Genomic DNA, 15,891 nt, shown 5'->3' on the forward strand with positions numbered 1-15,891 from the left:
ATGAAAACAGGTGACGTTATCGAGAGCATCCACACCAGTAACAGATTCATCATCGAATACATTTCTAAAGATGGTAAAAGTTTTGTGCTGGTCTACAAAGACGAGAATAACCAGCCGTCTCGCTGCTATGCGGACCATGATATCAGACGCAGTTTCAGGAAGGTTACCCCATGACAACTAACAACCACCCGGCGCACGGTCCTGTATCACTCGAGCGCCTGCACCATATACGTGAACACCTGCAGCATGATACCCAGTACTCAAACGGCGGGAACAGAGCTTACATTCTCACGGATATGTTGAAGGTAGTAGATGAGGTGTTGGCAGGTAGGAACGCCGAGCCAGTGGCAGATGTCGTTGACTGGCACAAAGAAGGTGAAGAAAGAACCTGTGATATACGCTGGCGCCGTTTTGATGTCTCACCCGGGCCGCTCTATGCTGTTCCACCAAAGCTAACCAGCGATAATTTATAATTTCGTATTCCGGGTGCAGCCGGGTTAAATGGAGAATAACGCATGATTCAGATGTTAACTCTTGAAGAATGGGCAACCGATAAATACAGAAGTAATCCACCTAGCGTCTCAACATTGCGCCGTTACGCTAAGCAAAATCTCTTTTCTCCACCAGCAATGAAGCAAGGTAGGCTCTGGAGAGTTAGAGAGGACGCGGAATTGGTTGGAGAACTTGCTGCGCCGGTTATCAAGAAATCTGACTCACCAAAATTGCAAAGGATCCTTAGCGATGGCAGCGAGACCACGTAAAAATAATGTATCAGTACCTAACCTTTATCCACTCTATAGTCGGAAGGTCAATAAAGTTTATTGGAGGTACAAACACCCTGTGACAGGGAAATTTCACAGCTTGGGTACTGATGAAGTGGAGGCTATAGCAATTGCTACTGAAGCGAACGCGAGACTTGCTGAGCAGCGTTCAAGACAGGTACTGGCTATTAGCGATCGAATCGCTACCAGCAAGGGTAAAGCAATTACGACTATTACCTGGCTTGAGCGATACTGGAAAATTCAGGAGGAAAGATTCGCTTCAGGTGATATCAAGGAGAATACGTATAAACAAAAAGCCAAGCCTGTTGCACTTCTCAAAGAACGTGCGGGAATGAAGCTAATATCTTCTGTTGATGTCAGGGATATTGCTCAAATTCTTGAAGAGTATCTATCTGCAGGCCAACCAAGAATGGCACAAGTTGTTCGCTCAGTTCTGATCGATGTATTCAAAGAGGCCCAACACTACGGTGAAGTACCATCTGGTCACAACCCTGCCCTTGCTACTAAACAGCCCAGGCGCAAGATTACCAGACAACGACTTAGCCTCGACGAGTGGCTGAAGATTTTCGATATCGCAGATAAGAAACATCAGTATATGGGAAATGCTATGCTGCTTGCCCTTGTGACCGGGCAACGTCTTGGGGACATATCCAAAATGAAATTTACCGATATCTGGGATAATCATCTACATATCGAACAGGAAAAAACTGGCAGCAAAATAGCTATTCCTCTTTCTCTTCGCCTTAATGCGATTAACTGGAGTTTACGTGATGTAGTAGCCCGCTGCCGAGATTACGCAGTAAGCCCCTACCTCGTACACTTTTTTAGATCAACATCACAAGCAGAACGTGGAGCACAGGTAAAAGCTAACACCCTGACGATGAACTTTAGCAAAGCACGTGATAAAGCTGAAATTGAATGGGGTGATGGCACGCCGGCAACGTTTCACGAACAGCGATCGCTAGCAGAACGTCTTTATGAAGCCCAGGGGATCGATACGCAAAAGTTACTTGGGCATAAATCACCAACTCAGACAGCTCGTTATCACGATGATCGCGGCAAAGATTGGATTAAAATCAACATATAATATAGGATGCCTTTTTACAAAGGCATCCTATTATATTTAATTGCGGATTATGTCTAACGCTAAATTGTTATCCCCCCAGCACGCTTTATCAACTAACAATACATGATTTTGATATATAAGCTTTATTACTGGTAGGTTATCCAACACTTCATACTTAACAAAGTAATATTTGAATTTCTCACCTTCAATTGTCAGTGAATTATAAAACAACATTATTAATTCATAGTTGGATATCTGTGCTCTTAAAATATTAGCGTATTTTTTCTTTGAAACATCATCAATATCTGCCTCATCGATAAACTTGAATATATTAAATAAAAAACGATAGTAATGAGACAAATTTTGCGAGCGACTTTGAAAATGACTGGAATACTTTCCACCAAGGGTACTAACTATGTTTTTTAATTCTCTTGCATTATTTTTTTTCGAAACACGGTATTCCCCTTCACTCAATACTTTACGTCTAAACGACTTAAAGAAATAAAGAAAAACCCCACGTCCCTCTGCATTAATCACTTTGGTGTTCTTATTAACCACTTTCATATCGTTAATAATTACTTGCAACAAATTCAGCATATTAAAAAATGAATTCTCAAAATCCCTCTTTAGCTCATTAATTTCTTTTCTACTATTCTCATCCTCTACCTTCCGTATAGAGTCATTTTGAGTCTTCAGTGTCCAAAGTACACCACAAAATCCCAACGCAGAAAAGACTGAAGTTAATGCCCCCCATGAATCGCCAAAAGTGCCGCTTTGCGTAAATTCTAGCTCACCGAATATTCGAGGACTATTTAGGATTCCAATAACGTATAAAGCACAGATTACAACTACACCACCTATTGCTGTTAATAAAAATCGTACCATGATCATTCCATGAAATTTTGATAAATTATTTTGATAAAATTTTGCTAACCGTTAGCAGTCTATCCAAAAACAACGGGAGCGTTAAGCTCCCGTTCTCATACAACCCAGAATCTGGATTACATGTTTTCGATGATCGCATCGCCAAACTCTGAACATTTCAGCAGCTTAGCGCCGTCCATCAGACGTTCGAAGTCATAGGTCACGGTTTTCGCGTTGATTGCGCCTTCCATACCTTTAACAATTAAGTCAGCTGCTTCAACCCAACCCATGTGGCGCAGCATCATTTCAGCAGACAGAATGATGGAACCTGGGTTCACTTTATCCTGGCCTGCGTACTTCGGCGCAGTACCATGAGTCGCTTCGAACAACGCACATTCGTCACCGATGTTCGCGCCCGGCGCGATACCAATACCACCCACCTGTGCTGCCAGCGCATCAGAGATGTAGTCGCCGTTCAGGTTCATACACGCAATCACATCATACTCAGCAGGGCGCAGCAGGATCTGTTGCAGGAATGCATCGGCGATAACGTCCTTAACCACGATTTCTTTGCCGGATTTCGGGTTCTTGATTTTCACCCACGGGCCGCCATCGATCAATTCGCCACCGAATTCTTCACGCGCTAACTGGTAACCCCAGTCTTTGAACGCGCCTTCAGTGAACTTCATGATGTTACCTTTATGTACCAGGGTAACAGAATCACGATCGTTCGCGATGGCGTATTCAATCGCCGCACGAACCAGACGCTTAGTGCCTTCTTCAGAACACGGCTTGATGCCAATACCGCAATGTTCCGGGAAGCGAATTTTCTTCACGCCCATTTCTTCGCGCAGGAATTTAATCACTTTCTCAGCATCTGCGGAGTCCGCTTTCCACTCGATACCCGCATAGATATCTTCGGAGTTTTCACGGAAGATAACCATGTCGGTCAGTTCAGGGTGTTTTACCGGGCTTGGCGTACCCTGGTAATAACGCACCGGGCGCAGGCAGACATACAGGTCAAGTTCCTGACGCAGAGCGACGTTCAGAGAGCGAATACCGCCGCCAACTGGCGTGGTCAGAGGGCCTTTGATGGCAACACGATATTCACGAATCAGATCAAGGGTTTCAGCAGGCAGCCAGACGTCCTGACCATAAACCTGAGTAGATTTCTCGCCGGTGTAGATTTCCATCCAGGAGATTTTACGCTCGCCTTTATAGGCTTTCTTGACAGCAGCATCGACAACTTTGATCATCGGTGGGGTTACATCAACGCCGATACCGTCGCCTTCAATGAACGGGATAATCGGATTTTCAGGAACGTTGAGTTTGCCGTTTTGCAGGGTGATCTTCTTACCTTCCGCCGGAACAACTACTTTGCTTTCCATTCACCTCTCCTTCGAGCGCTTCTGGTTTGCTCGTCTGTCATCGCGCTGCATGTGCATTGGCGTCCTGCTGCACGACTGCGTTAGAGCAATTTTTTGTTAATGATTTGTAATGAGCGTGTCAATACTACCCTATTGTTCGTCGCCATGAAAGACACTCGTTCTTAGGCTATAATGCGGCAATTGATATAATCTGAAAATACCATGCAAAAAACTTCTTTTAGAAATCACCAAGTTAAGCGATTCAGCTCACGACAAGTCACTAAACAGCGTAAAGAAAACCAGCCAAAACGCGTGGTTTTGTTCAATAAACCCTACGATGTTTTGCCACAATTTACTGACGAAGCGGGACGCAAAACGTTAAAAGATTTTATTCCCGTGCAAGGCGTGTATGCTGCGGGTCGTTTGGATCGGGACAGTGAAGGGCTTTTAGTGCTGACCAACGATGGCGCATTACAGGCGCGGTTAACGCAGCCCGGCAAGCGCACGGGGAAAATTTATTATGTTCAGGTTGAGGGAGAACCTACGCCCGAAGCGCTGGAAGCCCTGCGCACTGGCGTAACGCTCAACGATGGCCCTACACTGCCCGCAGGAATTCAAATGGTAGAAGAACCTGCCTGGCTGTGGCCGAGAAACCCACCCATTCGTGAACGGAAGAATATTCCCACCAGTTGGCTAAAAGTCACCTTATATGAAGGCCGCAACCGTCAGGTACGTCGGATGACGGCGCATGTTGGGTTTCCTACGCTGCGCCTCATACGCTATGCCATGGGCGATTACACACTGGAAAATCTCGCTAACGGCGAATGGCGGGATGCAACTGTATAAGGAAGCTGTATGTTCAAACCACACGTCACGGTCGCCTGCATTGTGCATGCAGAAGATAAATTTTTAGTGGTTGAGGAAACCATCAACGGCAAAGCTTTGTGGAATCAACCTGCCGGGCACCTGGAAGCGGACGAAACCCTGGTGCAGGCCGCCGCTCGTGAGCTATGGGAAGAGACAGGCATCAACGCGCAACCGCAGCACTTCATTCGAATGCATCAATGGATTGCGCCGGACAAAACGCCCTTTTTGCGTTTTCTGTTTTCTATAGAACTTGCCAATATGTGCGCTACTGAACCTCATGACAGTGATATAGATTGCTGTCGCTGGGTCAGCGCAGAAGAGATTCTTTCAGCGCCAAATCTGCGCTCGCCGCTGGTTGCCGAGAGCATTCTCTGTTACCAGAGTGGAGAGCGCTATCCGCTGGCAACGATCGGCGAATTTAACTGGCCGTTTACAGAGGGTGTCAAGTAAAGGGCTGCGTGCTAGAATATGCCGCCTTGAAGTTCAATGTCGTGAGTATTCCTATGTCTGAAAGCCCAAAAAAAGTGATCGTCGGCATGTCCGGCGGTGTCGATTCTTCCGTATCTGCCTGGTTGTTGCAACAACAGGGTTATCAGGTAGAAGGCCTGTTCATGAAGAACTGGGAAGAGGACGATGGCGAGGAATATTGCACAGCGGCTGCCGACCTCGCGGATGCACAGGCTGTTTGCGACAAACTCGGCATTGAATTGCATACCGTTAACTTTGCTGCAGAATACTGGGACAACGTCTTTGAACTGTTCCTGGAAGAGTACAAAGCGGGTCGTACGCCGAACCCGGATATTCTGTGCAATAAAGAAATCAAATTTAAAGCCTTCCTTGAGTTTGCCGCCGAAGATTTAGGTGCCGATTACATCGCCACCGGTCACTACGTACGCCGCGCGGATGTCGACGGAAAAAGCCGCCTGCTGCGAGGGCTCGATGGCAATAAAGACCAGAGCTATTTCCTCTACACGCTCGGCCATGAGCAAATCGCGCAAAGCCTGTTCCCGGTGGGCGAACTGGAAAAACCACAGGTGCGTAAAATTGCCGAAGATCTCGGACTAATTACGGCCAGGAAAAAAGACTCCACCGGTATCTGCTTCATCGGCGAACGCAAGTTCCGCGAATTTCTTGGTCGCTACCTGCCCGCTCAGCCAGGTAAAATCATCACCGTTGACGGTGAAGAGATTGGCCAGCACCAGGGGCTGATGTACCACACTCTGGGCCAACGTAAAGGTCTGGGCATTGGCGGTACAAAAGAAGGGACGGAAGATCCATGGTATGTGGTGGATAAAGACGTTGAGAACAACATTCTGGTTGTCGCTCAGGGTCACGAACACCCACGTCTGATGTCCGTTGGGCTGGTGGCGCAACAGCTGCATTGGGTCGATCGCGAACCGTTCACCGGCACAATGCGCTGCACGGTGAAAACCCGTTATCGTCAGACCGACATTCCGTGCACCGTTAAAGCGCTGGATACTGAACGTATTGAAGTCATTTTCGACGAACCTGTCGCGGCGGTAACGCCGGGTCAGTCGGCTGTCTTTTACAATGGCGAAGTCTGCCTCGGCGGCGGAATTATCGAACAACGCCTGCCTTTGCCGGTCTAATTATTTACACATTTGATACAAGGAAGCAGTGAACGTGGCAAAGAATTATTATGACATCACTCTCGCCCTGGCAGGTATATGCCAGTCGGCACGCCTGGTGCAAGAACTGGCGCACCAGGGGCATTGTGATGCCGATGCGTTACACGTTTCGCTCAACAGTATCATCGACATGAACCCCAGCTCTACGCTTGGGGTTTTTGGCGGGAGTGAAGCTAACCTGCGACTTGGCCTTGAAACGTTGCTCGGCGTGCTCAACGCCAGCAGTCGTCAGGGGCTGAATGCGGAACTCACCCGCTACACGTTAAGCCTGATGGTACTGGAGCGTAAGCTGTCAGCTGCCAAAGGCGCTATGGACACGCTGGGCGACCGTATCAACGGCTTGCAGCGCCAGTTGGACCATTTTGATTTGCAGTCAGAAACGCTGATGAGCGCAATGGCCGGCATTTATGTTGACGTCATCAGCCCACTCGGCCCGCGTATTCAGGTTACGGGTTCTCCTGCCATCCTTCAGAGCCCGCAGGTTCAGGCCAAAGTACGCGCTTCGCTATTGGCTGGCATTCGTGCAGCAGTGCTCTGGCATCAGGTTGGTGGAGGCCGTCTGCAACTCATGTTTTCTCGTAATCGCCTGACGACTCAGGCAAAACAAATTCTTGCTCATTTAACCCCGGAGTTGTGATCTATGGAATTATCCTCACTGACCGCCGTTTCCCCTGTCGATGGACGCTACGGCGATAAAGTCAGCGCGCTGCGCGGGATTTTCAGCGAATACGGTTTGCTGAAATTCCGTGTACAGGTTGAAGTACGCTGGCTGCAAAAACTGGCCGCGCACGCAGCGATCAAGGAAGTTCCTGCTTTTGCTGCCGACGCAATCGGTTTCCTTGATGCGATCGTCGCTAACTTCAATGAAGAAGATGCTGCGCGCATCAAAACCATTGAGCGTACGACCAACCATGATGTGAAGGCAGTTGAGTATTTCCTGAAAGAAAAAGTGGCTGATATCCCGGAACTGCATGCCGTTTCCGAGTTTATTCACTTCGCGTGTACGTCAGAAGACATCAACAACCTGTCTCACGCGCTGATGCTGAAAACCGCTCGCGACGAAGTGGTCCTGCCGTACTGGCGTAAGCTTATCGACGCAGTGAAAGATCTGTCCGTACAGTATCGCGATATCCCTCTGCTCTCCCGTACCCACGGTCAACCCGCCACCCCATCCACGCTGGGCAAAGAAATGGCGAACGTGGCCTACCGTATGGAGCGCCAGTACCGCCAGCTTAACCAGGTCGAAATTCTCGGTAAAATCAACGGCGCCGTCGGTAACTATAACGCCCACATCGCCGCTTACCCGGAAGTAGACTGGCATCAGTTCAGCGAAGAGTTTGTTACGTCGCTGGGCATCCAGTGGAACCCTTACACCACGCAGATTGAACCGCACGACTACATAGCCGAGCTGTTTGATTGCATCGCCCGTTTCAACACTATACTGATTGACTTTGACCGCGATGTCTGGGGTTACGTGGCACTGAACCATTTCAAACAGAAAACTATCGCCGGTGAGATCGGTTCCTCCACCATGCCGCACAAGGTTAACCCAATCGATTTCGAAAACTCCGAAGGTAACCTGGGTCTGTCTAACGCGGTTCTGCAACACCTGGCGAGCAAACTGCCGGTTTCCCGCTGGCAGCGCGACCTGACGGACTCTACCGTTCTGCGCAACCTGGGTGTCGGTATTGGCTATGCGCTGATCGCGTATCAGTCCACGCTGAAGGGCGTGAGCAAACTGGAAGTCAATCGCGAGCATCTGCTTGATGAACTGGACCATAACTGGGAAGTGCTGGCCGAACCTATTCAGACCGTAATGCGTCGCTATGGCATTGAAAAACCGTACGAGAAGCTGAAAGAGCTGACGCGCGGTAAGCGCGTTGACGCCGAAGGTATGAAACAGTTTATCGACGGCCTGGCCCTGCCGGAAGACGAGAAAACTCGCCTGAAAGCGATGACACCAGCCAACTATATTGGTCGCGCCATCACCATGGTTGATGAACTGAAGTAATCGGGTTTGTGCCGGACGGCGGTTTCGTCAGTTCCGGCCTCCAGATGATGTTATATTGAAGCCGGATAAGCGTCAGCGCCTTCCGGCTTTTTTCGCCAGTGATAGCCTCCCTTCCCCCGGTTTATTAAATGTTTATCCCCACAGCCACATAATCAGCGTTAAACTATAAAATTGATTTTGTAAATTCAGTAAATACAGTTAATTATCATAAAATCAATCAGTTAATAAAAAAACGTTTTGGACAATCGCGGTCAATATGGGCCATTTCATCGCCCCAAATCATGCCCCTGACTGATTTTTGCCCCCAAATTTGCCCCCAAATATGTAAAAAATAAATGGTGGGTAAAGTTGTGCTCAAAATCTTTTTTACGTTCTGATTAACAGGTTCGAACTAACCCTCTCGCGCATCAGCTGATGAGAAATTTAACTACAAGCAGTTGGTAAAGAACTAAAAACTTAACAGGTTACATATATTTTACTGGCAACTAATGCTTCTTAACTCAATGATTATCTATGTACTTTTACGTTGATAACCGAGTAAGGGAAACATCAATGAAAGATATCTCAATATATTAATTTTTCAAGATCGGCTGAATATAATAAGTACGATTATAATTCCCGTGGCAATATTTACAGTTCAATTTATCAGTCATCACTGCCTATGCCTTCAATTACGACCTTATCGTGATAATGACAATGGTAAATAATACAAAATCTACCAATTTCAGAAAAAGCTAAGTTTTGCAGTTTGCAAAACCTTAAGATCACCTCATCAGGAACCAACGCACCTGGTTTAGGTGGTTATTTTTTAGATAGGCTCCTCAAGACTATATGTGCGCTTTGTTTTAACACGGTTTCTGAACACTAAAAATAAACTTATTTATCCGTCGGAATTTATAAAAATAACACGGAGGGGATCTTATGCACCTAAAAAAGACATTACTGGCTATTTCTGTTCTGACATCAATGGTGTCACTTAATACGATGGCGGCCCCAAGGGCAAATAGCCTGATTTCAGATGCAACAATCGCTGCAGTAGGCCACCGTCCTGTCGCTACCACACAGGATAAAAAACTAAGCGTTACCGGCACTTTGCTTACAGGAGAAACACTGAGAATTACAGATGTGTTCTTTACTGACCCAGACGCCGGCGATGAGGCGAAACTGGATCTTGCCTCGATGGCAGCCGATATTGAGTGGTTCATTGTCGATAACGAAAGTACCGCACTTACTACAGCAATCGGGAAAGGACTGACATTCACTATTCCAGGCACCGCGACAGGAAAAAAAATTAAGGTCCGCTACCGCATTCTTACTGACAAAAAGACCACACTCCCTTTTGAAGCCATGGACCAGACTATCGTGCTGCTGACTACCACTACATCTGGAGTGGAAGGCCCAGGCAGCTCAGATGGCACGATCGCAGGAAAACTGACGTCAGTTGTTCTGAAAACTGAGGGAACCCCGACCATTGATCTGAACGGTACAACGACAGAGGGCACTCCAATTGTTGGTAAAAAAATTACGGCAGAACTAACCTGCCCAGCTGCTGTGGATGCGAAAGCCTGTACTCCAGATAGCTACAACTTTAAATGGCAGATCGCCGACAACGGCAGCAATTCATGGACTGATTTCACCCCTGTTGGCGGCGACGCACACGAGCATGTCGTTCAGGGAAACCAGCAAAACAAGCTATTCCGCGTAGAAGTGTCACCGAAGGTAACCACTCCACCAGCATCCAAAGAGCGGACTCGCCGCTAAACCGCTCTGGATACACCCGCTCGTTAATCATAACCCCGTCAGGATGTCGGGGTTGTTAATCTAAAAGGAGGCACTACGTGACTACCAGACCCAACCATCTGATGCGCAGGGTCGCTTGGGCTCCTGTTATTGCCCAGGCAGCATTTCCCGCGATGGCAACGGCACCATTATCTGAAAACCGTGAAATTTTAGATCGTGACCGCTGGCTTGCTAGCACTGTCAGTTCTCTGGCCCCTGCATTACAAGAGGGGACTCTGAATGACTACGCACGCGCACAACTACAGGCTATTCCACAAGAATTTTCCAATCAGGCGATCCAGCGGACTTTATCTGCCGCGTTTCCCGAAAGTCAGTTACGTGGAGGTATTAGCCTTGAAGACGGAACCCGCTATCGTTCCGCTGAATTGGATCTTCTGGTTCCGTTACGACACAGTACATCCTCTTTACTATTCGGGCAGTTTGGTCTGCGCGATCATGATAGTAGCAGCTTTAATGGCCGCACATTCGTAAGCACCGGGATAGGTTATCGTTACCAGACTGGATATTTGCTATCAGGTATTAATACCTTTATCGATGCGGATATTACTCATAATCATATGCGGGCTAGTCTGGGAGTGGAGACCGGGCATGAAACGTTATCGCTCTCCAGCAACTATTACTTCCCGCTGACTGGATGGAAGTCGTCAGATTCCCTCAAGCTGCATGATGAGCGCCCCGCCCGAGGCTTTGATCTCCGGGCAAAAGGAACGTTACCCGACTTCCCGTGGTTCACCGCTGAGCTCAGCTATGAGCAATACTTTGGGAATAAGGTAGACATATTGGGTAACGATACGTTAGGTCGAAACCCTTCAGCTATTGGAGGAGCACTGTCATGGCGTCCGGTCCCGCTGTTCGAGCTTCGTGGTGGCTACCGTGACGCAGGCAATAGTGGAACTCAGGCAGACGGAGGTTTTCAGATCAATTATACCTTCGGCACACCGTTGTCCGAGCAATTAGATACGACAAAGGTTCGTCCTGCGTTATCGAGCCTCAACCGGGCTGCATTTGTTGATCGAAACTACAACATGGTCATGGAATATCGAGAGCAGGCCAGCCGAATCCGCATTTCAGCACCACCGGTAGTTGGTACAGCCGGCAGCGTCGTTAGTCTCGCCGCCACAATCAACAGCCGTTATCCGATAACCCGCGTGGAGTGGATTGGGGATACCGAGTTATTAGGCGGTCTTAAAGATCCGACTTCAGCCAACAGCGGACTGAAACTGCCTAACTTACCGTTGAGTGCCACGGAAAGTCAGGAGCTAAGTCTTTATTTGCGAGTCACCGATAATCGTGGAAGTACTGCCACTTCGGAGCGAATCCCGGTTACGGTACTTCCTGATGCTACCAGCTATCGCAATCACATCAATGTGATTAACCCAGATACTAGTTATCAGAACGGCAAGTTCATTCTAGGCACACCGTTAACGCAGCAGTCTTCTTCTGTTGTAGTTGAATGGCATTATGTTCGTGAGCGCTCAGAAAAAGAGTGGATCTCTCTAAAGCCTGAATCAGTTAGTTACAGATCCAGTGACCCGACCGTATCTGTTCGTTCACTTGGAGGAGAGGAACACGATGGTCACTGGGTGGAGCGCGTAAAACTGACCACCCAGGAAGAGCTTATCTCCACTCGCGCAGATTTTACTTTAGATATAAGTGCTACTGGTCTGAATGGGCGAGACAACGTTACTACTTCTGTCCTTATCACTCAGAAAAAAACTGGAATTTCTCAGATAACTCACCTCGGCATCGACTTTACACCGGGAACAATCTTACTTAACGGTAGCACAGAGGCCCCCGTTATCGGCTCCGTACTTAAAGCTCGCCCTGTGTGCGAAGCGGAAAAAGCATGCCAGACGGATTTTATATACCAGTGGGAGTTTTCGGTAGATGGTTTGCAGTGGACGAGTGTGAAAGGTGCCACGGATAGCTTATGGCAATTGCCAGCTACTTATGAAGGACAGTCTCTACAAAACAAATTGATTCGTGTACGGATTACAGCGGAAAAGGATATTTAAATGTTGAGAAAAGACTCATTCAAAGCAGAGGGATTTATCACACCCCAATCTCCGGTCAAAACTATCAATATAGGGCTAATTAATAAAAAGAGTTGCAATATGAAACGCGTCGTAGGGTTGCTTCTGTTATCATTCAATGTAAGTTTTGCATCTAACGTATGCGCTGAAAATATTGGTCTGGTAATTGCTCAGACTATGCACCCTAGTGTCGGACATCGTCCCAATGCACCAAGGTTCAATTATGTCCTACGCGCAGATGACACAGATTTCTATGGGGTAAGTCCAGATTCTTACAAAGGCTATAATCTACCTCTATTCCCTGGGTTATTTCCAGGCACAACAGTTAATTCTCCCAACAGCGATCCTGACAATAAATTTCTTGCAATGGATGACCAAGAAACCGTAATTAATCTTCGTTCCATATTTCGGATTGATGATAGTGGTAATATTTTCCCGATTGCAGGTGAACAGGACAGGGAAGTTAAGCAAGATAACTCACCTTATTATTACGTTTCAACCGATGATATAAATTACCGTCTAAGGTTTGTCTTTAGAAGAAAAACACAGTCTGGCCACAATATGTTACCAGATGAAAGCCTTTTTTGGGAATTCGAAACAGACCGGGTAATTTCTTCATCTTTCAAGGGTTCTATAACACCGGTACTAACCGTGGATGGCGCTGAACGTTCTGATTTTAGAATGCAGAACGGCGAAACAGGTTACCTGCGATTTAAACTACCAGATGAATTAAAAAATACACTAATATTTTCTAAGCACAAAAACCATACGACAGAAGGTGTTATCGTATCAGATTTAGAAAGAAATAATAATGAATACTCGATCAAGATACAGATATCAACAAGCAATCTAAGAATACATTACATTTCGTCCCCATATTACATTTCATCTACCCTAGGATATTTATGGAATAAGTCTGTTATGCTCAAGGTCAACTAAGCAAAATAAGAATCCCAGGTATTGAATTTTATGAAACTTGCTACTAGTGTTGTTCATTCTATTTTGAAACATATCGAGAATAATATTGATGAGAATCTGACTGTGGCCGATATCGCTGCCAAAGCTGGCTATACTGAACGCCACCTCCATACTATTTTTAGAAAAGTTGTAGGAATGACGCCTGGTAAATATATTCGCACTCGTCGATTAAGGCGAGCTGCAATTAGGGTCCGTTTGTCGTCACAAAGTATCACCCATATTGCTCTAGACGCAGGATTTGACTCAGTTCAGAGTTTCAGTCGGGAATTTAGCAAATTGTTCGGCGTAAACCCTCGAACATACCGTCAAATGGAAGAATGGGATTTGAAAGGACTTTTAATTCCTCAAGATGAACTGAGGGAATCACCACCTAAATTTACCTTGTGCCAACGACCTTCGCAAGTACTTTATGGTTATTGTGTGAACTATCAGAAATCGCTGATCTCTCTACCCATCATACAAAAATCCATACGCTGGCAGAGCATCCAAACAGAACTTCAGGATATTGGTAGAGATATTATTTGTGCATATGAATTTTTACCCTGTAAACAACAGGATATGATGTTAAATGTTCAAATGTTTGTAGGTACAACGGAACAAGATAACACTAAGAGTGAGTTTACTATGAAAAAAGTTGTTTCTGGAGGACTATACGCACAATTTGAATTTAATGGTAACCAAGATGAATATAGTAAATTTGCTCAGAAAATTTATATGGCCGTGCTTCCTCAAAATAATATACTAAGGCGCGCGGGGGAGGATATTGAACATTTCCATTATGGAGGGAATTTAAACGATAGCGAAAAACATACGTTGTCAATGACATACTATGTACCTGTGACATTACAAAAAGTTAAAAATACAGCCTAACTAACAATAAAACTCACACTCCACATTGGTTATTCCTGTTATTCAACTACAGAATCAAAATCACCTTCACTGTTGGGGTTAGTTCGCAATAAATATGGAGAGTTATAATGACACCTAAAAAAGCAAAAGAATATATTAATTTTGGCCATGAACACTCAGTCAGTTTTGGCGAAGTCAACCTGACACTAAAACCAGGCGTTATGTTTGTTGGAAATATTCTACCTAATACGCAGGGGTTAGTCGCACATGATTTAACTTCGGGTTATTGCATAAGTGGAGTCAAGAAACGAATCGTTATTGTTCCATCCCTCGACACACCAGTTTGTGAATGGCAGGTTAATGCTCTGAGTCAGGAACTAAAAGCGGGACAAAATGAAGAACTGGAGTTATATGTTTTAAGCATGGACACCCCTTTTGCCCAATCACGATTTATCCGTGAGAATAAACCACATCCTGGAATCATCTTCGTTTCAGATTACGCCAATCGCCAATTCCTAGAGCAGTCAGGGCTGAAAATCAATGAGCTCAGTATTTTCGCACGAGCTATTATAGAATGCGATGAATTGAATATAGTAACTCGCGTCTCCGTACCTAAAGATATCACCTGGCTTCCGTAGTTTTGGCGCACGGAAATAAACCGATTACGGACTTTTTTTCATGGTAGATATGGTAACCATGAAAGATCCCCCTATTGGTGTTTTTATCACTTTAAAGCCCGCAAATTGCGGGCTCTTTTGTATATCTCCTCTATACTTTCAGTCTGACATGTGGCTGGAGGTTTTTATGTGTGGACGCTTTGCACAGTCAATGACGCGTGAAGATTATCTTATCTTGCTCGCTAATGAATCAGAACGCGACATTCCATACGATCCAGAACCCATCGGAAGATACAACGTAGCACCAGGAACAAAAGTTCTGCTTCTGAGCGAACGTGATGAGCAGTTGCATCTTGATCCAGTTATCTGGGGATACGCCCCCGGTTGGTGGGATAAACCGCCGCTCATTAACGCACGGACTGAAACTGCAGCCACCAGCAGAATGTTTAAACCACTCTGGCAGCATGGCCGCGCAATTTGCTTTGCTGATGGATGGTTTGAGTGGAAAAAGGAAGGCGACAAGAAACAACCTTACTTTATTCACCGGGCAGACGGTCAGCCGATTTTTATGGCGGCGATCGGTAGCACACCATTCGAACGTGGAGATGAAGCAGAAGGTTTCCTGATAGTGACAGCTGCGGCCGACAAAGGGCTGGTAGATATTCACGACAGGCGGCCTTTGGTACTTTCACCAGAAGCCGCTCGCGAATGGATGAGTCAGGATACTGGAGGGAAAGAAGCTGCGGAAATTGCGGCCGACGGTTCCGTGTCGGCTGATAAATTTATATGGCATGCCGTAACGCGTGCTGTCGGGAATGTGAAAAATCAGGGAGCAGATTTAATTAAGCCTGTTACTTAACCTGAAGCAGGTCCTCATAGCGGGTCGTGTATCGTGGTGACAGCATCTCTCTCTTCATCGCCCATTGTTGCTGGATCCCCTGTCCGGCGAAATAAAGCGCCCCCTTTCCTTCCTTTGCATTCAGATGATCCAGAACTTCCATCAATTTC

The 15,891-nt window shown here is 46.4% G+C and carries 18 protein-coding genes; 15 read left to right on the forward strand and 3 right to left on the reverse strand.

Annotated features, from left to right (window positions below):
• The 4 genes from OGV69_RS07005 to OGV69_RS07020 are packed head-to-tail and all read left to right on the forward strand — an operon-like array spanning position 1 to position 1,869.
• Positions 1–174 carry a hypothetical protein gene (locus OGV69_RS07005; protein ID WP_176722633.1) on the forward strand — a complete coding sequence of 58 codons (174 nt, stop codon included), beginning with the start codon at positions 1–3 and terminating at the stop codon, positions 172–174.
• A complete protein-coding gene (locus OGV69_RS07010) occupies positions 171–473 on the forward strand; it encodes a hypothetical protein (protein WP_069325369.1) in 303 nt (100 codons plus the stop codon). Before OGV69_RS07005 ends, OGV69_RS07010 begins: the two co-directional genes overlap by 4 nt.
• A 42-nt stretch (positions 474–515) precedes the next feature.
• Positions 516–761, forward strand: coding sequence for an excisionase (locus OGV69_RS07015; protein WP_042063986.1), 246 nt, complete (start codon positions 516–518; stop codon positions 759–761).
• Positions 742–1,869: a site-specific integrase gene (locus OGV69_RS07020; RefSeq protein WP_069325368.1), complete on the forward strand. Its 1,128-nt coding sequence runs from the start codon at positions 742–744 to the stop codon at positions 1,867–1,869. Before OGV69_RS07015 ends, OGV69_RS07020 begins: the two co-directional genes overlap by 20 nt.
• A 36-nt stretch (positions 1,870–1,905) precedes the next feature.
• On the opposite strand, the gene OGV69_RS07025 is transcribed toward OGV69_RS07020, so the two are convergent.
• Both OGV69_RS07025 and icd read right to left on the reverse strand, forming a co-directional pair.
• Positions 1,906–2,733: a putative phage abortive infection protein gene (locus OGV69_RS07025; protein ID WP_069325367.1), complete on the reverse strand. Its 828-nt coding sequence runs from the start codon at positions 2,731–2,733 to the stop codon at positions 1,906–1,908.
• A 116-nt stretch (positions 2,734–2,849) separates the two neighbouring features.
• A complete protein-coding gene (gene icd, locus OGV69_RS07030; protein ID WP_038639915.1) occupies positions 2,850–4,100 on the reverse strand; it encodes an NADP-dependent isocitrate dehydrogenase in 1,251 nt (416 codons plus the stop codon).
• 201 nt (positions 4,101–4,301) lie between these two features.
• Between icd and rluE the strand changes: the two genes are divergently transcribed.
• From rluE to OGV69_RS07085, 11 genes are all read left to right on the forward strand, one after another.
• Positions 4,302–4,925: a 23S rRNA pseudouridine(2457) synthase RluE gene (gene rluE / locus OGV69_RS07035; protein ID WP_069325366.1), complete on the forward strand. Its 624-nt coding sequence runs from the start codon at positions 4,302–4,304 to the stop codon at positions 4,923–4,925.
• 9 nt (positions 4,926–4,934) lie between these two features.
• Positions 4,935–5,396 carry an NUDIX hydrolase gene (locus OGV69_RS07040; protein WP_038639907.1) on the forward strand — a complete coding sequence of 154 codons (462 nt, stop codon included), beginning with the start codon at positions 4,935–4,937 and terminating at the stop codon, positions 5,394–5,396.
• A 53-nt stretch (positions 5,397–5,449) separates the two neighbouring features.
• Positions 5,450–6,556, forward strand: a complete 1,107-nt coding sequence (gene mnmA, locus OGV69_RS07045; RefSeq protein WP_069325365.1) for a tRNA 2-thiouridine(34) synthase MnmA — start codon at positions 5,450–5,452, stop codon at positions 6,554–6,556.
• A gap of 34 nt (positions 6,557–6,590) precedes the next feature.
• A complete protein-coding gene (hflD, locus tag OGV69_RS07050; RefSeq protein ID WP_032940122.1) occupies positions 6,591–7,232 on the forward strand; it encodes a high frequency lysogenization protein HflD in 642 nt (213 codons plus the stop codon).
• A 3-nt stretch (positions 7,233–7,235) separates the two neighbouring features.
• A complete protein-coding gene (gene purB / locus OGV69_RS07055) occupies positions 7,236–8,606 on the forward strand; it encodes an adenylosuccinate lyase (RefSeq protein ID WP_038639900.1) in 1,371 nt (456 codons plus the stop codon).
• A gap of 921 nt (positions 8,607–9,527) precedes the next feature.
• Entirely contained in the window at positions 9,528–10,367 is an 840-nt protein-coding gene (locus OGV69_RS07060) for a ZirU family protein (protein WP_069325364.1), read from the forward strand.
• Positions 10,368–10,444: 77 nt separating this feature from the next.
• Entirely contained in the window at positions 10,445–12,421 is a 1,977-nt protein-coding gene (locus OGV69_RS07065; RefSeq protein ID WP_286469216.1) for an inverse autotransporter beta domain-containing protein, read from the forward strand.
• Entirely contained in the window at positions 12,422–13,378 is a 957-nt protein-coding gene (locus tag OGV69_RS07070; RefSeq protein ID WP_069325362.1) for a hypothetical protein, read from the forward strand. It begins immediately after the preceding gene.
• A gap of 30 nt (positions 13,379–13,408) precedes the next feature.
• Positions 13,409–14,287: a helix-turn-helix domain-containing protein gene (locus OGV69_RS07075; protein ID WP_069325361.1), complete on the forward strand. Its 879-nt coding sequence runs from the start codon at positions 13,409–13,411 to the stop codon at positions 14,285–14,287.
• Between the two features lie 107 nt (positions 14,288–14,394).
• Complete coding sequence (locus OGV69_RS07080; RefSeq protein ID WP_069325360.1) at positions 14,395–14,904, forward strand: redoxin family protein; 510 nt, start codon at positions 14,395–14,397, stop codon at positions 14,902–14,904.
• A gap of 166 nt (positions 14,905–15,070) precedes the next feature.
• The gene (locus OGV69_RS07085; RefSeq protein WP_286469217.1) at positions 15,071–15,742 is read left to right on the forward strand and encodes an SOS response-associated peptidase; all 672 of its coding nucleotides are present in this window, start codon (positions 15,071–15,073) and stop codon (positions 15,740–15,742) included.
• On the opposite strand, the gene OGV69_RS07090 is transcribed toward OGV69_RS07085, so the two are convergent.
• On the reverse strand, positions 15,735–15,891 hold a 157-nt coding region (locus OGV69_RS07090), incomplete at its 5' end, for a DUF4113 domain-containing protein (RefSeq protein ID WP_286469218.1). The genes OGV69_RS07085 and OGV69_RS07090 overlap by 8 nt on opposite strands.

The sequence above is a fragment of the Citrobacter sp. Cc139 genome (assembly GCF_030334645.1).
Lineage (GTDB): Bacteria > Pseudomonadota > Gammaproteobacteria > Enterobacterales > Enterobacteriaceae > Citrobacter > Citrobacter werkmanii.